The organism is Neobacillus niacini NBRC 15566 (assembly GCF_001591505.1).
In the GTDB taxonomy this organism is placed as follows: Bacteria; Bacillota; Bacilli; order Bacillales; family Cytobacillaceae; genus Neobacillus; species Neobacillus niacini.
On the sequence record NZ_BCVA01000010.1, the window covers coordinates 1 to 21467 of the forward strand.

Below are 21467 nucleotides of genomic sequence, written 5' to 3' on the forward strand. Positions count from 1 at the left end.
TGCGATTTGTCCTTAAGACCCTGTATTGAGGACATCCTTGCTTGGTATTCAAGCGATTTGTCCTCATTGCACATAAAAGTAAAAAATTGCCGAGAAAGATACCTTTCTCGACAATCTGAGCCCTTCTTCTGAAAGGCTTTTGCTTTTCATATTGCATTCTCAAGTTCCACAAAAGGTTCGATAAGGACGTGGCGATGGTCCAGGCAGAATTGTATATTCTAGCTGTTCTTCCGAGTAAGCATATGGATTGGATAAAACCTCTAGAAGCCTCTCCAACACACTATAATCCCCATTATTTGCTGCTTCCAGTGCTTCCTCAACACGGTGGTTCCGTGGAATTACAGCAGGATTACTGTTTCTCATTAATTGAATGGAGGATTCCTTCGATTCCTCCTGTCTGTCCCGTCTGGTATTCCACCGTTCCAGCCACTCAGTAAATTCTGGTGTTCCATGTAGAATAATTTCTTCTGGTTTATTCAAAGTTAACGCTCTGAATGTGTTTGTATAGTCAGTATTGTGCTTCTGCATCATGTCTAAGAGGTCTTTAATAAGGGATTTGTCTTGCTCCTCCTCATTAAATAATCCTAGTTTCGCTCTCATTCCCTCAAGCCAATTCGATTCAAAAAACTGAGCAAAGTCGGACAGTTTATCTTGTGCTAGCGTAACTGCCTGTTCCTGATTTTCATGCAGCAGCGGCAAAAGAGCTTCAGCTAACCTTGCTAAATTCCAGACACCTATATTTGGTTGATTCCCATATGCATACCGACCTTCTCTGTCAATAGAACTGAATACAGTAGCCGGGTCAAAGGTATCCATGAAGGCACAAGGACCGTAATCAATCGTTTCTCCGCTTATGGTCATGTTATCTGTATTCATAACTCCGTGAATAAAGCCAACAAGCTGCCATTTAGCAATTAACATTGCTTGGCGCTTAATCACTTCTTCTAGGAACATGAGATACCGGTTCTCATCATCTTGAATTTCAGGATAATGGCGTTTTATGGCATATTCCGCCAGCTCCCTAAGTTCCTCTGGGCTTCCCCACCTTGCGGCATATTGAAAGGTGCCAACGCGAAGATGGCTAGCAGCTACTCTTGTTAAAATAGCACCTGGTAAATAGGATTCACGGGCAATTTCTTCACCGGTTGTTACCACTGCTAAACTGCGTGTGGTGGGAATACCTAATCCAAACATCGCTTCACTGATAATATACTCACGAAGCATAGGACCTAGCGCAGCCCTGCCATCTCCCCCACGTGAGTAGGGTGTTCTTCCTGAACCCTTTAGCTGAATATCAAATCGTTCATCCTGTGGTGTAATCTGTTCTCCCAGAAGTACAGCCCGACCGTCACCTAACATCGTAAAGTGCCCAAATTGATGGCCTGCATAAGCTTGGGCAAGTGGTGACGCCCCCTCAGGGATTTTATTACCTGCTAACACAGCTGCCCCATCTTCACTTTCCAAGGTTGAGACGTTCAAACCTAGTGATGCTGCCAACGGTTTATTAAAGACAGCTAGCTTCGGTGAACGCACAGGTGTTGGATTCTGGCTAGTAAAAAACGTTTGTGGCAAACGAGCGTAACTATTATCAAAATTCCATCCAGTTTCACTTAAATCTTTAGTCATTGTATCCCCCATTTCCAAATCCCCTTATGCCGATTCAAAAAAGCTTTGCAAATACGGCTAAGTTTTACTATCTGCCCATGCATAGTTATTATACCCAATTAGATACTCCTATTAATTACTAATGCTTACCCACCATTCTAAAGCAGTATCTAGTTCCTGATCTAAGTCTCTCTTCCGGATGAAAAGTTTATTAAGCTCTTCGTACTCAATTGAGTTTTGGGCCATCGCTAAATCGACTATTAGGAGTTCTTTCTCTAGACTATCAATCCTAGCGAGTACTTTTGACAATTCAACCTCCACATTTTCATCTTGAGAATTACGGCTCTGTTTCTTGCTTTTTTCACGCTTTACAATTTGCTCCTCCTTGGGCTGCTGACTTTTATAATAATCATAATTTCCCGGATAGCTATTAAAGCGATAATCCTCCAAAGCAATAACTTTTTCTGCGATTTTATTAATAAAATATCTATCATGAGAGATGAAGAATATTGTACCTTTAAAGTCTTCGAGTGCTTCCTCAAGAGTTTCGATGGAGTCAATATCAAGATGATTCGTTGGCTCATCCAGGATCAATAAATTAATGTCTTGATATAACAGCATAGCAAGCTTAAGTCTAATCCGCTCACCGCCTGATAAATGCTTTACTTTTTTAAATGGGCTTTTCTTATAAAACATGAATTTTGCTAAATATTCTCTAGCTTTTCCCTCGGGTATTGATATATCTTCTCTAAAAGCCTCCAGCACTGTTTGCTCTTCATTTTTGAACGTAATTTTTTGAGGTAAATAGGCTGCCATTACATTAGCACCTAATTCCACCACACCTTGATCTGTCTGTTCTTCTCCTAAAAGCATTTTTAAGAAGCTGGTTTTGCCACTTCCATTTGGACCGACCAGTCCGACGCGTTCACCATAATGAATCATAAGGTTTGCATCTTTAAAAATCACCTTATCTTGGTAACTTTTGAAAAGTCCAATTGCCTTGATGGTTTCATTTCCCGACCTTCCGGCAACCTTTAAATCAAGTCTCATATTCCGCCGCTCAAAAACAGGTCTATCAATACGCTCCATTTTTTCGAGTTTTTTTTGAATACTTGCGGCTCTTCTAAAGAACTTATTATTATCAGCTCTCATCGCCCAATCTCTCAGACTAGTCACTTGATTTTCCATGTTATTAATCTTTTTCTGCTGTTCTCGAAAGTGCTCATATTGAATCCGCATATTCTCTTCTTTCTGACTTACAAAAGAGGAGTAATTGCCCTTGTAGGATATGGATTCCATATCTTCTATTTCCACAATTTTATTTACTACATGATCCAAAAAGTATCGGTCATGGGATACAATAATGACAATTCCCTTGTAGCTTTTTAGGTATCCTTCAAGCCATTCAATGGCTTCCATATCTAAATGGTTGGTTGGTTCATCCAATAGCAATATATCTGGATTATGAATCAAAAGCTTTCCAAGGACTACAGTCGTTTTTTCACCGCCGCTTAATAAATCAAAATCCTTGTCTAAAAAGCTTTCGGAAAAATGAAGTCCGGTACAAACCTTGCTTAATTTCTCTTCTCGTTCGTATCCACCTTTCACTTCAAAATGCTGGACCAACTCACTATATTTATTTAAGGCTTTCTCAAGGGCCTTATCTTCAAGCGTTTTCATTTGATTTTCTAATTCTCGCATTTGACTCTCAATGCCCACAATCTCTTCAAAGGCCAAATTAAGTACATCTATCACTTTTAATCCTTCCGGATACATAGGAGATTGTTCAAGATATGCCTTAGTCGCTCCTCTAGGCAGGTTAATTAAACCTTCATCGTATCCAGGACTTGAGGTTTGAGGATAGCCTGGATAATAATGCATCTTTTCGATTCCTGCTATCAGCTTAAGAATCGTACTCTTTCCGCTTCCATTGGGACCGACAATTCCTACCTTGTCTCCTTCATAAGCTTCAAATGTTATATTTTCAACCACAAGAGTGGCTTCCATAAATTTTTTAATGCCATGCAATTTCATTTCTAACATACGATCTCCTTCTTTCATCCATAATCCAGTTACACTTTTTATGGATAAGGCAAAGAAGAACCTGCATTACCTATTTATTTGTAAAATAAAAAAGACCATAAGAAGATGTTTCTTCTTACAGTCTAGATATCAGTGATTTAAATTATTTGAAGGTGTTTAATCGAACGTGCGCACACAAAAAAGCGCATGTTAATGCCCCGCCTTAAAAAAGCGGTGAACTCCAAATAAATGATCATCTTGATTCAGTAAAGTAAGTTACCTTCTAAATTGCCATAATTCCATAAAGAGCATAACAAATAAACCTAATTTTTATAGGCAAATTGACACTCCATACAAAATTAATATTAATTTTAAAAATAAATTAATATTAGCAATTAGTTGGTTCCATATACTTACTTTCCCCCTTCAAAATTTTCCTTATTATCTCATTTTTTCATCATTTTGTAAATACTGATTTTATGTTTTTCATTTATTCTGTTTGTTCTGAAGTTTGCCTGCGCTTTTCCTTAATAGATATTACGCCTGACAAACCAAGTAATGAGAAGATAACTGGTGTCATAAATCCGAAGAAGTATCCATTCACCCCGCTGCCTGAGGCAGTTTGAAATTGATCCAATACCACTCCAAAAATACTCGGCAACAGGACCGCACTCAAAAATCCACCTGTGTTTGCAAACCCAGATACAATACCAGACTCTTTTAAAGGAAAGGATTGACGAACGACAGCAAAGGTGAGGGCACTTGCTCCATATCCAAAGCCTATAATAAAGAAAAGTATGATTAGCATGACAAATGGAGGAGTCCCATTAAATAAAAGAAAAGCTGCCCAGCACAATAAAATAATAAAATGAATAACCACATAGGGCCGTTTGATGGTTCCCAACCGGCTTGAAATCCAACTAGATACTGGAGCGCCGATAAGTGCTCCAATAAGTCCAATCATGATGAGTTGGCTTGCGGTGGAACGTGTCATTCCATATACATCCATCCCATACGGCACTGCCCATGAACCGATAAATCCAACATACGCACCTACAATTCCAAAGTGACAAAGAAATAAAGCCCATGCCTGCCGATTTGAAAAGATTCTTTTTATTAAAAACAAAGTCTTTTCATGTTGAACCACTTTTTTCAAAGGAACTATTTCATTAACAAAGATTTGATTTGGTTTTTTTATCAGAACAAAATAAAGAAGTACTCCACATAAACATAATAGTATTCCAGCTAAAAGGAACGCCCCTCTCCAGCCAAGAAAGTCAATCAATAAAGAGAAAGGGACGGTTGCCAGTAAGAAACCTAGACTCCCTGTCATTCCTGCAATTCCAATCAATCGTACAAATTCCTTTACCTTAAACCATTGACCAAGAATTAACACCATATTAACCCAGATGGTCGCATCGCCTGTTCCCGTTAGTATCCTTGCGAAAAACAGGACAGATTCATGGGTCCCAAGACTATAAATAATGGTTCCTGCGCCCGTAAGAATAGCCCCTATAATTAGAAAAAAATTAGGCCCATAACGGTCAGCCAATATCCCCATTGGAACTTGTAAACCAGTGTAAACAAAAAATTGTATACTTGTCAGTAATCCAATTGTTGACGCTGTAACGTGAAAATCCCTCATCACCTGGTCTGTAATCAATCCTGGTGCGGTTCGTTGACTTGCCATTAAAAAGTAAGTAAACAATACAGAAACAAATACAATCCATCTGAATTTGCTATTTTGTTTATCCAATGTTTATTCTCCTGATGGCTTTTACTCCTATATATATGAAAGACTTTATAAAGTAGGATTATGAATTGCAGGGAATAGTTAAAAGCTAAAACAAAAAAAGCAGCTCCCATATCAAGAAGCTGCCTTTATCAGTATAATTCACTTATCACAAATGCTGAGCTTAACGTAAAACTCTAGAAGCAGTTGAAAACATAGACGGCTTAAAAGTAGCAATTTTCACAACATCACCCGTTTGAGGCGCATGAATATATTGTCCGCCCCCGATATAAATCCCGACATGATAGGCAGGAGAACCTCTGAATACTAAATCTCCTGGCTGTAGTTGATTTAATGGGACTCTTGTTCCAACATTTTGCTGAGCGCTTGACGTCCTTGGAAGACTAATGCCAACTGAACGATAGACATATGAAGTAAATCCCGAACAATCAAATCCGCTTGGTGTTGATCCACCCCATACATACGGAACACCCAAATATTGTTTAGCATTGGCAATTAGTGCATTTGCACTTGCCGGGCTTACTGCATTTGGAGCAACAACAGAAGGTGTTAATGGTGATGGTGATACTGCTGGCGCTGCCGCTGGTGATACTGCCGGTACAGATGTTGCCGTGGCGGCTACCAAAGATTGCTGTTCCGACTGTTGTCGGGCTTGTTCTGCTGCCTGCTGAGCTAATAAAGCCTGTTGTTCAACTGCTTGTTGTGCCAGTTGAGCTTGTAAAATACCCTGTGCGTCAGCTAAATCTTTTTGAATTTGCTCTTTATCTATTTCAATCTGTTGTTGTTTAGCGGCTAATTCCACTTGGCTCTGTTTTAATTGGTTGACCTGATTATGTAGCTGTTCCTTTGCTTCTACTAGAGCTTGTTCTTTTTGATTTAAGCCGTTTAGTAATTCAGTATCACTTTCGATAAACTGCGAAATGGCTGTAAACCGATTAAAAAAGTCAGAAACGCTGCCAGATGAAAGCAATAGCTCTGCGTAGGTAATGACAGATTGATTTCCCTTTAATTGAATGCTTTTAAGGCGCTCTGAATAAACTTCTTTATGATTTTCTAAAGCAGTTTCAGCTTTGACAATTTCCGTTTCGGTTTCCTCAATTTTACCTTGTTGATTTACAATCTTTTCATTTAGTTCTCGACTTTTCTCCATTGCTAAGCTAATAGAGTTGTCCAATTGTTGAATCTTTGTTTCAAAGTCATTAATTTGTTCCTTGGTAGCCTCGATTTGTCCGTTTGTTATTGGATTGGCATAAGTAGGTGTTACTTGTATTGTGGCAGCAAGGATGGAAGCGGCTACTAGATATTTTATGTATTTTTTTAACATCACAGAATCTCCTCTTGTTAGGGCACATTTATTTAAACTTTTAATATATTACTAGTTTATATTGCAAGAGGACTAAAAAACAATGATATAGTCGGAAATGTAATTAAATTGTAATTTATTGTAGAATAATCTATTAAATACACAGTTAGAATTCACTAAAGGTAAACATGCTCTTGGGTATTTTTGTCGTTAAGTGTCTATAAAGCGAATTAAAAAAAAGAAAGGCAGGTGAATCCGCCTTTCTTTAATCGATTATGTAATACATTCCATTCCTCAACATTTTTCACCCTTATATAAGTTCTATTTTGCATTCACATCGGGTTGATGAATTCCGAATACGTTTCCTTCTGTATCAGTATAGTATCCTTGCCACGCCATTCCAGGCAGTGCATACTTGGCCATAGCGACCTTACCGCCATTTTCAAGAATCTTAGCTTCCGTTACATCGTAATTTTCCACTCCCATTGTACAAGCAAATCCATTTAACGCTTGGCCTGCTTCTGGCTGAACACTTTGTCGCTGCATTAAAGCACCATTTATTCCTGGTTCATTTTCACCCCCCGTAACTGCACCAAAATAAGGCATTCCCGCATATTCACTCCAATCTTGAAATGACCATCCAAATACCTCTCCATAAAACTTCTTCGCTCGTTCAATGTCACTTACATGAATTTCGAAATGAACTAATCTTCCCATAATTTCCTCCTATTTGCCAAGTAATAATACCCCATTATTCCCAATTATCATTTAGGTATTCTCAAACTTAAGTATTTCTCTATTTATTGATGGACTCCTTTTTAATTTTATCAACAATGTTTCGGAGTTTAAATCGAAGTAATTTCTAAATAAAACGTTCAGAGTATTTAACACCCCGAACGTATTATTAGTGGTTTTTTTCTAGGAAGTAAAAAGAGTCATTCCAATCTTTTAAATACTGCAAATGTACCTGTAGTAATTGTTTCAAAGACTGCTTTTACCTTGGAGAATACCGCCTTAGAAATAATCTCCCATTCTAAAAAAGTTGACTTTTTTATATCTTATGAATATTCCACAAGTCTATAACATAACTGAATAGTTGAGAAAATATTATGAGTAAAGAAGGGGAAGTAAGGAGGGGGAAGTCAATAATCGGAAAAATGAATAAAGATGGTAAAAATGCTGCCCAAGAAATTGGGAGTTTAAGCTGACCGTACTTGACCTAATTAAGTCATGCCAAATCAGGAATGTTATTAATCCGTTATTAGCAGACCAGGTATTAAAGATGTTAGGCATTTCTTATACCTGCTTCATGACTTAAAGAGAGGTTACTTGCAAAAAAGATGAGTGTAATGAATTAAAGGGGGAGTTTATTATGGCTAATGTAGGAAAAGATGATTTTGTAAATGGCTTTGTACCACATCACAATCATGGGTCTGTTGATTATACTTCGGTGGAAGCGGGTCATGTCCACCAGTGTTTAGATGTAACTTCACCTCCAATACCAACGCAGGATCAAAATCATATTCATTACACAGAGGGATATGTTGTTTTTGAAGATGGGCATACCCATCATTATCAGGCATATTCAGGTCCTGCTATACCAGTAGGGAATGGGATGCATGTTCATTATTATGATTTTTACACCTCCGAAGATAATGGGCATAGGCATCATGTAAGAGGGGTTGACCAGCCGGCGCCAGGTAATAGATGAATAATGTAGATTTGGAACAGTTAGGAAAACATAAAGTATTTTTTACTTAACATTGAACTGCAACCTTATTGTTGGACACTTTCTAACAATAAGGAGTGTAGTTTTTTTATTCTGGTTTAGACTCGGAATAAATGTTAAATACTATATATTATTTCTAGAACATTCTTTAAAGGGAGTGCAAATTTGGAAGCATTTTACCGTACTTTCTTGGTTTTTATAGTAGGATATTTGTTTATAAGATTTACTGGAAAAAAAGCAGTCGCTCAGATGCATACATTTGATATTATCTATATCCTCATTCTTACCAATATCATTAGTGCTCCTGTTGAAGATCATAATATGGGTAAAGCCCTTATCTATGCTGGAATAACAGTAATTTTATATAAAATTTTTATTCGATTATCGTTACATAATAAATTGAGATGGATTATATATGAAAGTCCTACAGTGTTAATTCAAAATGGTAATATTGACAGAAAAGGCTTAAAGAAGGTAAGAATGCCTATGAACGAATTATTATCACATCTAAGAGTAAAAGGGTACACAGACATTCAAAGTATATCTATTGCAGTAATGGAGGAAACAGGAGATATTAGTGTGATCCCTAAGTCAGAATATCGGCCTGTTCAACCTAATGATTTAAATTTACAAGTAAAGAAAGAATTTATTCCAATACCATTAATCATGGATGGACAGATCATAGACCATAATTTAAAATATCTGCAATTAGACCGTGGATGGCTAATGAATGAGCTTGAAAACAAGGGAGAATTAGTAGAAAATATTACATTGGCAACTCTTTTAGGAGATGGAAAGTTATTTATTGATAATAATGAAGAAAAGGACCATAAAAGTAATCCTTTTTACTACAATCCAGGGAAAGATAACTAACATGAAATAGGCAAATATCCATTCCTCTTTGAATATGGACACATACACTACTTTGAAACAATTTGAGGAGGAGAAAAATAATGGATAGACAATTCTTTGGCAGCGGTATGGGTTATGGTGGTTTTCCTGGATATGGCATGGGTTATGGTGGTTTTCCTGGTTACGGTATGGGCTATGGTGGCTTTCCTGGTTACGGCATGGGTCATGGCGGTTTTCCTGGTTACGGCATGGGCTATGGTGGTTTTCCTGGTCACGGCATGGGTTATGGTGGCTATCCATTTCACCATCATCATGGATTCCATCACGGGTCCTGTTGTTAACTTTCAAAATGGAACCCTTGGAGCGATGTCTTCAAGGGTTTAGATTTTTCGTCCCGGGGTAATATTTACATTATGCTATGGTTTCTTCTCTTTTCACAGTTCGGTATTTGCACCCATAGACTGTATCATGCTTAGTGCAAAAAAAACGACAGAACTCCCTTATCGGATTCTGCCGCTTGCCTCCGTTTAAAACGAGTTCAGAGACACAATGAATGAAAGATATACAGAAAAATGGTGCTTCCTCTTAAATGCTTCCTTGCATAAAAATTTTTTTCAACTCCATTAAATCCATTCTGGAAGATAAAGATCCAATTTGAGTTGTTGCTTGAGCACCCACACAGTTGGCAAACTGAAGATACTCCGTTAATTCCGTTTTCCCCGAAGGCATTCCTTTTTCGTGAAAGCAATATAAAAGTCCGGACATAAAAGCATCCCCTGCACCGGTTGTATCAACTGCGTCCACCTTCGGAGCGAGGCTGGTAACTTTGTTACCATTCATTACTCCACAAGCACCTTCCCCTCCCATTGTGATAAATAGGTAAGGAATGTCCCATTTTGATATTTTTTCCAATCCACCCTCAAGTGAATTAGTTTCCATTAAGAAATTTAACTCCTCCTCAGCCAACTTGACGATAGTAGCATGTTTAAGGAACGATATCACTGTTTTACGACAATGGTCTTCACTTTCCCACCGTTTTAAACGTAGATTGGCATCAAAGGCGATTAGATTGGAAGATTCCTTTGCATATTTTAGTGCAGCCTCGGTGGACTTTTTGGAGTTTTGTTGAAAAAGGGTACCAGAGCCAAAATAAAAAATTTGAGTTTTTTCAAAAACCTCTCTTCTTATTTCTTTTTCTGTTAAAACTTCTTCTGGTGTATGGTTTAAATAAGAATGGAAGTTTCTCTCGCCACTTTCTGTCAGATGTACATAGACTCCACACATTCTTTTTATAGCAGAACGAACAGAAAATTTAAGATTAACTCCTTCCTTCTCTAATTCTTGTTCTACAAATTTACCAATTGAATCTGTCCCCAATTTACACAAAAAGTAAGTAGGCAGCCCAAGTCTACTGGTACCTACTGCTAGGTTTACAGTAGCCCCTCCTAACAGCTGTCGAAATTTCGTATTCGTGCTATCCGTTGATATATAATCTACAAAAGGTTCTCCTAATGATATAACTCCTTGTTTACCCAACAATAGCCCTCCTTCTTGAAACACTATTATAAACTATTTTTTTCTTTTTTCTCGTTAACGTACAGAAAAATCCCTCAAACCTAAAGTTCGAGGGAACATAAACAATATTAGTATAGGAGTATTTTCTAAAAATATTAGTCTATACCCACTGCATCGAATCCAGAATTGGCTGCGGCCACTTCTGCACTTCCTTCACCATAAATATCAATCGCAGACTGAACGATAGCTTGACGTGCGTCGCTGAAGTCAGAATTTGGAGTTAGATAGACAGTTAAAGCACGATAATAGATTTGCCCTAATTTTTCTCTTCCGATTTCTTGGCCAATCAAGTATGCAGCATGATTTGTAATGGAGGAGTTAACGTGAACACCGCCGCCATCAACAGAAGTTGGCATATGATAAAACTCGTCCATATGATCTGGATAAAACCCGCCATTTGTGCTGTACGCCCTTCTTTGCTCGTTACTGACAACCACGCTGTTTGGATTACTTAAACTGCGCAATACAGTTACACCGTCAGCTTTAGCAGCCGGGGCCATAATATCCTCGCCCATTTCCCAATCACTATCATCAACGAGTGCACCAAACACGTCGGCAAACGATTCGTTTAATGCTCCAGATTGATTGCGATACACTAAATTAGCAGAATGAGTGATTACGCCATGTGTCATTTCATGGGCAGCAACGTCAAGACCAGCGGATAGAGAGGTCATGAACACACCGTCACCATCACCATAAGTCATCCAACGCCCATTCCAGGAAGCATTGTTATAATTATTGCCATAGTGAACTTTTGAAATGATTGCCATTCCTTCCCCATCAAGAGAATTACGGCCATGCTCATTTAAGTAATACTCATAAACCTTTTCGGAATTGTAGTGTGCGTCTACCAGCGCCCGATCATAGTCCCCGATAAATGCAGCTGAATTTCCTACATAGAGAGTATCATTACTCGATGTATTATCATTTTTAGCGTCATACGTCACGATTCCACCAAGGTTTTCATGAGAGTAATCAGCTAACGCAAACTTCGTTCCTGCATTCGGTTCCTTTACTTGAGTAATATGTAATTCCCTGTGCTCACCATGTACACCTTTTCCAGCACCTTTTTGTGTTGTCATTTCGTCTGCATGCATTAATCCATTGTACTTATCGATAACTTCGCCTGTTTTCGCGTCCACAAAGACAAACCAGTTTCCAGGTTCATCCCCCATAAAGTTAACATTCACTTTATAGGTTGTATAATTTTTTCCTTCAAACGGTAGGACAACAAGCTCAGCAGTTGGCTCATAGGTCAGTTCTTCAGGGGCACTGACAGAGGATAAGGCCGTCTTTAGTGCAGACTCACTACTTAAAGAAACAGCCGTGTCAACTGCGTCATCGGCAATCGTCTGATTTACTCTTCCGTTAACCGAGACCACTTCATTATTCTTATTAAAATGGACAACAACCTCGGATCCTTCAACACTCACTCCATTAACTGCCTGATTAAAGCGGACGTGTGTCATACCGAGTTTATCTTTTTGTACACTCTTCACTTTTAGATTCTTATCAGGATTATTTATTCCGGTTTTGCCTTCGTTTTTCTTCAAATAATTTAATGCTTCAGAAGAGTTGCTAGATGAGTATTTTTCGGAAAAACGCTCCTTTACAAATAACGGAACATTTGCTTTCTCATTCCAAGCCTTAAAAGCTTGTACACTATTAGTGACCTTAGTATCAGCTGTCTGAGCAAAAACACTGCTAACCGGGATAGAGCCTGCTAACATCACTGTTGACAAGGCTACAGGTAAAATTAACTTTTTCTTCATCATTCTCTACCTCCTATTATTTTCCACATCTCTCATTATAGTTTAGTAGAGTTTAAACCACATGAATAATTGTAATTATTTTAATATTATGAAAACTAAAAACATTTTCCTATTTCCTATATTTAACTAGGCATAATTTACCAATATACATACACCTCTATCAAAAAACAAACACACTACATATATTCTCAAATGAAAAGAGATTAAGGACACTCACGGGTTCTAAGTAATGGTAATAATGGATGGATTTACATTGTTTTAAAACTTAATTAATAAAATTTACAAAACCTTTACAAAACATCTATTTAATCTTTACAAATAGCGTTTATTCTTTACATGTCGAGTAGATGTAGCAATCGATCACCTTGGAGGTTAAAAAAATGACGTTAAAAAGAAAGACAATGCTTGGATTATTGGTACTATTTTTAACTGCCATTCTATCAGCATGTGGAAATAGTAGTAATGAAGGTGCAGCATCAAATGATGGTTCAGCTACCGTTTCTGTTTCAGGATCTACGTCAGTAGGGCCTCTAGCAGAAAAAATTGCAGAAAAATTTAAAGAGAAAAGCAATGTAAAGGTTGAAATAAATCAAATTGGATCTTCTGCGGGAATAACCAATGCCATAAACGGAGTATCAGAAATCGGAATGTCCTCTCGTGATTTAAAAGAGGAAGAAAAAGCTAGCGGGCTCGTTGAGACCATTATTGCTTATGATGGGATTGTTGTCGTAACACATCCTAGCAACAAAGTGAAAAACCTTACGATGGATCAAGTGAAGGCTATTTTTACTGGTGAGGTTACAAACTGGAAAGAGCTAGGGGGCGCTGACATGGAAATCGTCGTTGTTTCCAGAGAAGATGGTTCCGGATCACGAGACGCCTTCCAAGAAATAGTAGGGTACTCTTCAGGTGAATTAGTAAGAAGCGCAATCATTGCGAGTGGTAACGGAAATATTAAAACGACGGTTGCAACAAATAAGCATGCGGTAGGTTTTATTTCATTCGAATATATTGATTCCTCAATATCAACTGTAGATATTAATGGAGTGGAGGCTACAGCCAATAATGTTTTGCAGCAAGAATATAGCCTGTCACGTCCATTTTTATTTGTTCACAAAGAGGATCAAATTACCGACGCTGGAAAACAGTTTATCGACTATATTTTGAGTCCCGATGGGCAAGCAATTGTTGGTGAAACTGGAGCTATCCCGATTAAATAACAACAGATATACCGATCCACTAAGCAAGTAATAGAGATTCATGGAGGAATGCGTATGCCGCGGCAGACCGTCGAGATTAAGAAATCAAATAAGAGGAAGTACATGTTAGAGAAGCTGTCATCAAGATTATTTCAGTTTTGTGCACTACTATCTGTTATCAGTTTATTATTGATCGTTGGATTTGTTTTTTATAAAGGATCACTCCCCTTTTTAGTAGATGGATATAGCTTTTTTGACTTTCTTTTTGGAGTGGATTGGGTTCCAAGTGAAGAGAAATTTGGCATTTTGCCGATGATAGTAGCCTCCATCTATGCAACTATTGGTGCATTAGTGATTGGAGTTCCAATAGGTTTGTTTACAGCCATTTTCTTAGCTGAAATTGCACCCAAAAGGGCAGCTAAATTGATTTCTCCAGCAGTACAGCTGCTGGCTGGAATTCCGTCCGTTTTATATGGTGTATTTGGACTTGCACTTATCGTTCCTTTTTTACAAAATCAATTAAACCTAGTAAAAGGACAAAGCTTGATTGCGGTTATCCTAGTGTTGGCAATCATGATGCTTCCAACCATTGTAACAGTTGCTGAAACAGCAATCCGTGCCGTCCCAAAAACATATCGTGAAGGTTCATTGGCTCTAGGTGCTTCTGAGATTGAGACCATCTTTAAGGTGGTTGTCCCATCAGCTAAGTCAGGGATCATGGCAGCAATTGTTTTAGGTTTAGGCAGAGCAATCGGTGAAACCATGGCTGTTATCTTAGTAGCCGGCAACAGTCTTATTCTGCCTACAAGCCTTACAGACAGTGTGCGGCCATTAACAACGAATATTGCATTAGAAATGGGTTATGCATTCGGAACTCACCAAGAGATGTTATTTGCTACAGGGATAGTTTTATTCTCGTTTATCTTAATTTTAAATTTTGTATTAGCAAAAATTAGTGCGAAGGGTGGTAAGTAAGTTGAGAAAGCAAAAAGATAAACTGTACCGTACACTTCTGTGGGGATCAGCTTTCTTGACGGTTGCCATACTTGTCATGATTGTTGGCTATATCTTTTTCAAGGGGTATCGTTTAATTAGCTTTGATTTCATCTTTGGTGACTACTCCCCTGCTGGAGGCGGTGGTATTTGGCCGATGATTATTACGACCATTTATACCATTGTGATTTCATTACTCATTGCAACTCCAATTGGAATTTGTGCTGCAGTATATATGCAAGAGTATGCAAAACAAGGTCGATTGGTAAATCTCATTCGTTTTGCAACCGAAAGCTTAACAGGGATACCATCGATTATTTATGGATTATTTGGCGCAGTTTTCTTCGTTACGACTTTAAAATTAGGGATGTCAATCATAGCTGCTTCTTTAACATTAACCATTATCGTTTTACCTGTAATTATCCGAACAACCGAAGAATCGCTAAAAACAGTCCCTCACTCCTATCGGGAGGGGTCACTAGCATTGGGTACCACTAAGCTCCAAACTTTATATAAAGTCATTCTACCTAGTGCAATGCCTGGTATCTTATCCGGAATAATCCTATCGATTGGAAGAATTGTCGGTGAGTCCGCTGCGATATTTTTAACGGCCGGAACGGTTGCAGCCATGCCTTCAAGCATCTTCTCATCAGCACGTACATTAACGGTTCATTCGTTTTTAGTTACACAGGAATCAGGTGACATTGAATTAGCTTCAGCCGTTGGAATCGTCTTAATCGTCATTATCCTAGTGTTGAATCTATCGGCAACGTTCATCTCGAAAAAACTAAATAAAGCTGACTTTTAAAATGAGGTGTTGACATGAATACAAATGGGATAAAGGTAAGGATGAATAATTCAACGCTAGTACAGGAACCAAATAAAGAAGTGAAAATCAGTGTTAGAGATCTTGATTTGTTCTATGGAGAAAAGCAGGCACTTTACTCCATATCACTTGATATACATGAAAATGAGGTTACCGCTCTAATAGGCCCTTCTGGATGTGGTAAATCCACTTTCCTGCGAACATTAAACCGCATGAATGATTTAATTGATGGCGTAAAAATTACTGGCAATATTATGATTGATCAAGAAGATATATACAAATCAACTGATGTTATAAATTTAAGAACCAAAGTAGGTATGGTGTTTCAGAAAGCAAATCTTTTTCCAATGAGTATTTATGATAATGTGGCATATGGTCCAAGAATGCAAGGCATTAAAAATAAACAAGAGCTAAATGAAATTGTTGAAAGCAGCTTACGAGGTGCAGCCATTTGGGATGAAGTGAAAGATCGTCTTAAACACTCGGCACTTGGTCTATCTGGCGGTCAACAGCAGCGTATATGTATCGCACGTGCCATTGCGATGAAGCCGGATATTATTCTAATGGATGAACCTACTTCCGCATTAGACCCTATCTCTACTTTAAAAGTGGAAGAACTGATAGAAAAAATGAAGAAGGATTATACCATTGTCATTGTTACCCATAATATGCAACAGGCAGCGAGAGTCTCAGATAAAACTGCATTTTTCCTAAGCGGGGAAGTCGTGGAATATGATGTAACTGGTAAAATCTTCTCGATGCCAAGCGATCAAAGAACGGAAGATTATATTACCGGCCGATTCGGTTAATTTTAAAACGAACAGTACCCATATTACCAATATCACAGAAGGTAAAGTCTATTTAATAAAAGGTCAGATGTATGATTTGAATTCGTAAAGTAACCAGGTGAATCAATATTTAAGACCGCATAGAGAGACACAGGGATTTCGGTATCTTCTGTGTTTTTCTATGCGGTTTTTTTGGGAGGTTATAATTTAAATAGGTACGCTAGCTGAAATATAAGATTCTTGCAAAAAAGAGAGTTTTTTTGGAAGGTTTGAATCAAGCTTTTGGAGAATAAAGAGCACTCATAGGTTGAATTAAGATGGGAAGAAACTTGTACATTTAAACTACAGTGGTTATAAGGAATTTAGCTTTTAAAATGTAAGATTTAGTGAATTTCTTTAACCCATTAGCCAAAATACACTTTTACACACTCTTCTTTTTGTGCTGTTGCTAAGCAGTTAAGTATAAAATTTCTGATTTGTTTTTGATCCCAATCCAAGAAATCACTTTCTGACAGGGAGTTCTCATTATCGTATAATTCCTTGTAGATAATTAAAGCCTTTTCAATTTGCTCTATTGTGAAGGTGGAACAGCCTCCTGACCCACTAACTCCTGCGTAAAATTTATCTGCCTCAAGTATACTATACAGTGTGATAGCATTATAATTCCCCATGCTAAAACGGGCATAAGCAATTTCTTCCCCCGCTTTATTGTATCCTGATATATCATGACCCATTTTTAATCCTCTCCTTCAGAGATAAATTTGTAAAAACCATAAATGATACACTTAACTCTCAGAAAACCTATAAATGACAAAGGTTAGGTTACATGACTATCACTCCTTTCAAGCTTGTTATATTATGATTTTTTTAAAAATTTTTGGACAGTAAAACAAGATGATACGGCAGAGCAAGGTGAAGTTTAATAAAGAGGTTATAAATTTATTAAATATTATTTGAAATCTTGTTTCGATGTGGGAATTGATGAAGGACAGAAATGACGAGATATGGAGAATAATATCTTTATTGTCTTATTTCGATTTTGCTAGCTACATACAGAAAAATAATATCACATTACATTTCCAATTCAGTTAGTCTTTTCTACAATATTGTGAACGTCTTCTTTCCTACATTTGAGTACAAAAAGGACCAAAATTCCTTTATGAATTTTGGCCCCTTATTGAGGGAATTACTCTAGTGACATTTTAAATTCTAAAAAGTATTCGTTGTATTTTCCCAGCAGCTCTAGACCTAAGTTTTCATATACTTCTAAATTTCTGCGACTTTCTTCTCGTGGGTAAAAACGTTCATCGTTTATTACTTCCTCGTCTAATAAATCCCAAGCTGCTTTATTTGGAATTGCATATCCTACATAATCAGTATTTTGTGCAGCCACTTCTGCATCTAGCATAAAGTTTATGAATTGATGGGCGCCTTCCACATTTTTTGAAGTTTTAGGAATAACCATATTATCGAACCATAAGTTTGAGCCTTCTTGTGGGACGGCGTAGTCCAACTCTTCGTTTTCGTACATCATGTCTGCTGCTTGACCAGAAAATGTTACGGCCACTGTCGCCTCATTATTAATCATTAGTGGCGTAATTTCATCACCAATAATCGCTTTGACATTTCCATTTAGTTGCTTTAATTTTTCTAAGGCTTCACGCAATTCATTTTCATCACGTGAATTTAACGAATATCCTAAACTGTTTAACCCCATTCCGATGACCTCACGTGCACCATCTACTAAAAATACTTTATTCTTTAATGCAGGATCCCATAAATCGTCCCAAGAATCAAAAGTGATATGTTTCGGGACTTCTTTAGGATTATAAACTACACCAACCGTTCCCCAAAAGTATGGAATGGAATATTTGTTTTTCGAATCGAATGGTAAATCTAAAAAGTAAGGATCAATATTTTGCAAGTTGGGAAGTTTCGAATGATCAATTTCAATTAACAGATCTTCTTTAATCATTGTTTCAATCGTATATTCTGATGGGACAACAACATCATAGGATGTGCCGCCTTGTCTAATTTTCGTTAACATTGCTTCATTAGAATCGTACGTTTCATAAATAACTGAAATGCCTGTTTCTTTTTCAAACTGCTTAATCAGTGCCGGGTCAATATATTCTCCCCAATTGTATACAATTAAAGTGTCCTTTCCACCAGCTGTACTTGCTGCTTCGAGTTTTGAGGCCACAAACGAAAGGATACCACACGCTATAATGATTGCTAACATTATTTGAACTAAAGATTTCATCGAGTAGAGCCCTCCGTTTTTCTCGACCGCTTCGTAATGAAATAGTACATAACGACAATACCCACTGTCACGATAAACACTAGCCCTGAGATTGCATTAACGGTTAACGTAATACCAGCACGTGCCATGGAATAGATTTCAACAGACAATGTACTAAATCCGTTACCAGTAACAAAAAATGTTACAGCAAAGTCATCTAATGAGTAGGTTAAGGCCATAAAGAAACCAGCTAATATCCCCGGTTTAATATACGGAACAATAACACGTGTTAATACAGCGCGGCGATTGGCCCCTAAATCAAGTGCTGCGTCAATTAAGTTCGTATTCATTTCCAATATCTTAGGCAAGACCATTAATACGACGATGGGGATACTGAAGGCAATATGTGAAATTAATACGGATGTAAAGCCAAGCTTAACCCCAATCATTGTGAATAATATTAAGAAGCTTGCTCCAATGACAACATCTGGGCTAACAATCAAAATATTATTTAATGATAATACAATGTTACGTATTTTGTAATTTCTTAATGAAACAATACCAACTGCTCCTAGTGTACCGATAATGGTAGCTATTAACGCAGATAGGAGTGCCACAATCACGGTATTGATTAAGATAACGAGTAACCGGTTATCATCAAACACTGCTTGATAGTGTTCTAGTGTAAAACCTTCAAATGACCCCATTGAACCGCCGCTATTAAATGAATAAAAAATCAAGTAGAAGATCGGTGCATATAAAATAATAAACACGATGGCTAAATATACTTTAGCTAGAGGTGTTAACGTTGATCTCATTTATGCTCGGCCTCCCTTTTTCTTTGTGCGTGTAAATCTCATGATTGCAAACATAATTAAGATTAAAAATACAGCAATGGTTGAACCCATTCCCCAATTTTGCGCAACTAAAAATTGCTGTTCTATCGCTGTACCAAGCGTAATTACTTTATTCCCAGCAATTAAGCGCGTAATCATGAAGAGGGAGAGAGCAGGGATGAACGTTACTTGAATCCCTGATTTTACACCTTCAATAGTTAAAGGAAAAATGACGCGTCGGAACGTCGTAAGCGGTGAAGCACCTAAATCACGTGCTGCATAAATTAATGACGGATTCATTTTGTCTAACGCATTGAAGATGGGGATAATCATAAACGGTATAAAAATGTACACCGCGACGAACACGAAACTAAAGTCGGTAAATAGAATTTGGGTCGGGTCGAAGCCAAACATTTCCACTATTGCATTGACCGGTCCGTATAAACCGAAAATACCAATAAATGCATAGGTTTTTAATAATAAATTAATCCACGAAGGAATAATAATGAGCATTAGCCATAGGTGCTTATGTTTTGTTTTTGTTAATAGGTACGCGGTTGGATAAGAGATGATCAGCGTAAAAAACGTGATGATCAATGCATACCAAAAGCTCGTTAACGTCATCGTTAAGTATGCTGATGAAAAGAAGTTTCTATAGTTTACTAGCGTAAATTCTCCGTTTAAATCGAGCATCGAATAATACAAAATAAGCCCAATCGGTGCAATAACGAAGAGTGCAATCCATAGTATATATGGGACGAATGCTGATTTTGACTTAAACTTCATTCGTATACGCCTCTATGCGTGCATCAAATTCTTCTTCAGTTTCATTTAGACGCATAATGTGAATCGCCTCTGGATCGAAATCAAGACCTACTTGTGCACCTACTTCAGCCTTTTTCAGCGAGTGTACAAGCCACTCATTTCCATCTTTGTCATATGTCGATAACTCATAATGTACGCCGCGGAATAACTGCGTATCGACGGTAACACCTATTTTACCTGCTTCTGGTGATGTAATTTGAAGATCTTCTGGACGAATGACAACATCGATTTTTTCGTTGTTCTTCATTCCGCCGTCGACACAGTCAAATACTTTTCCAGCAAACTTCACTTTATAGTCTTCTAGCATAACACCCTCAACGATGTTTGACTCCCCGATGAAGTCCGCAACAAATCGGTTAATTGGCTCATCGTAAATATCAACTGGCGTACCAGATTGCTGGATAATTCCTTCGTTTAAAACGAAAATTTCATCACTCATCGCCAAAGCTTCCTCTTGGTCGTGCGTAACAAAAATAAATGTTTTGCCAAGGCGTTGCTGCAGCTCACGCAGCTCGTATTGCATTTCTGTGCGCAGCTTTAAATCAAGTGCTGATAACGGTTCATCGAGCAGAATCACTTCTGGATCATTAATGATTGCTCGTGCGATTGCAACCCGTTGACGCTGACCGCCTGACATTTCTGTAATCTCACGGTTTTCGTAACCTGGCAGGTTTACGAACTTTAACGCTTCTGCTACGCGGAATTTAATTTCCGATTCTTTTACTTTTTTTATTCGTAAACCAAATGCTACGTTTCCAAATACGTTTAAGTGCGGAAATAGGGCGTAGTCTTGGAATACAGTGTTTACTTGACGGTCATTTGCTGGTACGTCGTTTACATACTTGCCATTAATGTATACATTCCCTGTAGTCGGTTTTTCAAAGCCTGCAATGATTCGTAAAATTGTCGTTTTACCACAACCCGAAGGACCAAGTAATGTGTAAAATTTCCCACGTTCAAGTTCAAAGCTCACGTCTTGTAAAACTTTCGTCTGACTGTCATAAAATTTTGTTACGTTATCGAATCGGATAATAATATCGTTTGCCATGGAAGCCTCCTATGAATAAGAATTATTCTCTACTAAAAATTTGTAGCGGTAACTTATGAATTATTTTAAAAATAACATTAATGAAAATAAGAAGGTGCG

General features: G+C 37.7%; 19 protein-coding genes. 7 read left to right on the forward strand and 12 right to left on the reverse strand.

The window, feature by feature from the left end; all coding sequences use genetic code 11:
- Positions 1–159: 159 nt before the first annotated feature.
- The 5 genes from BANA01_RS10530 to BANA01_RS10550 all read right to left on the reverse strand — a co-directional run bounded on the left by BANA01_RS10530 (position 160) and on the right by BANA01_RS10550 (position 7400).
- Positions 160–1638, reverse strand: coding sequence for a protein adenylyltransferase SelO (locus tag BANA01_RS10530; RefSeq protein WP_411833982.1), 1479 nt, complete (start codon positions 1636–1638; stop codon positions 160–162).
- 99 nt (positions 1639–1737) lie between these two features.
- The gene (gene abc-f, locus BANA01_RS10535; RefSeq protein WP_063253100.1) at positions 1738–3648 is read right to left on the reverse strand and encodes a ribosomal protection-like ABC-F family protein; all 1911 of its coding nucleotides are present in this window, start codon (positions 3646–3648) and stop codon (positions 1738–1740) included.
- A 469-nt stretch (positions 3649–4117) separates the two neighbouring features.
- On the reverse strand, positions 4118–5383 hold the full coding sequence (locus tag BANA01_RS10540; RefSeq protein ID WP_063253101.1) for an MFS transporter: 1266 nt from the start codon (positions 5381–5383) through the stop codon (positions 4118–4120).
- A gap of 160 nt (positions 5384–5543) precedes the next feature.
- Positions 5544–6704, reverse strand: coding sequence for a C40 family peptidase (locus BANA01_RS10545; protein WP_063253102.1), 1161 nt, complete (start codon positions 6702–6704; stop codon positions 5544–5546).
- A 300-nt stretch (positions 6705–7004) separates the two neighbouring features.
- On the reverse strand, positions 7005–7400 hold the full coding sequence (locus BANA01_RS10550) for a VOC family protein (protein WP_063253103.1): 396 nt from the start codon (positions 7398–7400) through the stop codon (positions 7005–7007).
- Positions 7401–8055: 655 nt separating this feature from the next.
- Between BANA01_RS10550 and BANA01_RS10555 the strand changes: the two genes are divergently transcribed.
- From BANA01_RS10555 to BANA01_RS10565, 3 genes are all read left to right on the forward strand, one after another.
- Positions 8056–8394, forward strand: a complete 339-nt coding sequence (locus BANA01_RS10555; RefSeq protein ID WP_063253104.1) for a YmaF family protein — start codon at positions 8056–8058, stop codon at positions 8392–8394.
- 183 nt (positions 8395–8577) lie between these two features.
- A complete protein-coding gene (locus BANA01_RS10560) occupies positions 8578–9285 on the forward strand; it encodes a DUF421 domain-containing protein (protein WP_063253105.1) in 708 nt (235 codons plus the stop codon).
- Between the two features lie 80 nt (positions 9286–9365).
- A complete protein-coding gene (locus BANA01_RS10565; RefSeq protein WP_063253106.1) occupies positions 9366–9605 on the forward strand; it encodes a hypothetical protein in 240 nt (79 codons plus the stop codon).
- A 244-nt stretch (positions 9606–9849) separates the two neighbouring features.
- Here the strand turns inward: BANA01_RS10565 and BANA01_RS10570 are convergent, their stop codons facing one another.
- Positions 9850–10800 (reverse strand): carbohydrate kinase family protein, encoded by a 951-nt coding sequence (locus tag BANA01_RS10570; protein WP_063253107.1) that lies wholly within the window; start codon positions 10798–10800, stop codon positions 9850–9852.
- 134 nt (positions 10801–10934) lie between these two features.
- Positions 10935–12611 carry a M4 family metallopeptidase gene (locus BANA01_RS10575; protein WP_063253161.1) on the reverse strand — a complete coding sequence of 559 codons (1677 nt, stop codon included), beginning with the start codon at positions 12609–12611 and terminating at the stop codon, positions 10935–10937.
- 380 nt (positions 12612–12991) lie between these two features.
- Between BANA01_RS10575 and BANA01_RS10580 the strand changes: the two genes are divergently transcribed.
- Genes BANA01_RS10580 through pstB form a run of 4 tightly spaced genes read left to right on the forward strand, consistent with a single transcriptional unit; the run spans position 12992 to position 16438 of the window.
- Complete coding sequence (locus BANA01_RS10580) at positions 12992–13831, forward strand: phosphate ABC transporter substrate-binding protein (RefSeq protein WP_063253108.1); 840 nt, start codon at positions 12992–12994, stop codon at positions 13829–13831.
- Positions 13832–13885: 54 nt separating this feature from the next.
- Entirely contained in the window at positions 13886–14785 is a 900-nt protein-coding gene (gene pstC, locus BANA01_RS10585) for a phosphate ABC transporter permease subunit PstC (protein ID WP_235847109.1), read from the forward strand.
- A 1-nt stretch (position 14786) separates the two neighbouring features.
- Positions 14787–15611 (forward strand): phosphate ABC transporter permease PstA, encoded by an 825-nt coding sequence (pstA, locus tag BANA01_RS10590; RefSeq protein ID WP_063253110.1) that lies wholly within the window; start codon positions 14787–14789, stop codon positions 15609–15611.
- A gap of 41 nt (positions 15612–15652) precedes the next feature.
- Complete coding sequence (gene pstB / locus BANA01_RS10595; protein ID WP_063253162.1) at positions 15653–16438, forward strand: phosphate ABC transporter ATP-binding protein PstB; 786 nt, start codon at positions 15653–15655, stop codon at positions 16436–16438.
- 383 nt (positions 16439–16821) lie between these two features.
- On the opposite strand, the gene BANA01_RS10600 is transcribed toward pstB, so the two are convergent.
- The 5 genes from BANA01_RS10600 to BANA01_RS10620 form a co-directional block, all read right to left on the reverse strand.
- Positions 16822–17151: a hypothetical protein gene (locus BANA01_RS10600; RefSeq protein ID WP_063253111.1), complete on the reverse strand. Its 330-nt coding sequence runs from the start codon at positions 17149–17151 to the stop codon at positions 16822–16824.
- Between the two features lie 452 nt (positions 17152–17603).
- On the reverse strand, positions 17604–18680 hold the full coding sequence (locus BANA01_RS10605) for an ABC transporter substrate-binding protein (RefSeq protein ID WP_063253112.1): 1077 nt from the start codon (positions 18678–18680) through the stop codon (positions 17604–17606).
- On the reverse strand, positions 18677–19477 hold the full coding sequence (locus BANA01_RS10610; protein WP_063253113.1) for an ABC transporter permease: 801 nt from the start codon (positions 19475–19477) through the stop codon (positions 18677–18679). Before BANA01_RS10610 ends, BANA01_RS10605 begins: the two co-directional genes overlap by 4 nt.
- Positions 19478–20281: an ABC transporter permease gene (locus BANA01_RS10615; protein WP_034676385.1), complete on the reverse strand. Its 804-nt coding sequence runs from the start codon at positions 20279–20281 to the stop codon at positions 19478–19480.
- Positions 20271–21368, reverse strand: a complete 1098-nt coding sequence (locus tag BANA01_RS10620) for an ABC transporter ATP-binding protein (protein WP_034676383.1) — start codon at positions 21366–21368, stop codon at positions 20271–20273. The genes BANA01_RS10615 and BANA01_RS10620 overlap by 11 nt, the downstream gene beginning before the upstream one ends.
- Positions 21369–21467 lie beyond the last annotated feature (99 nt).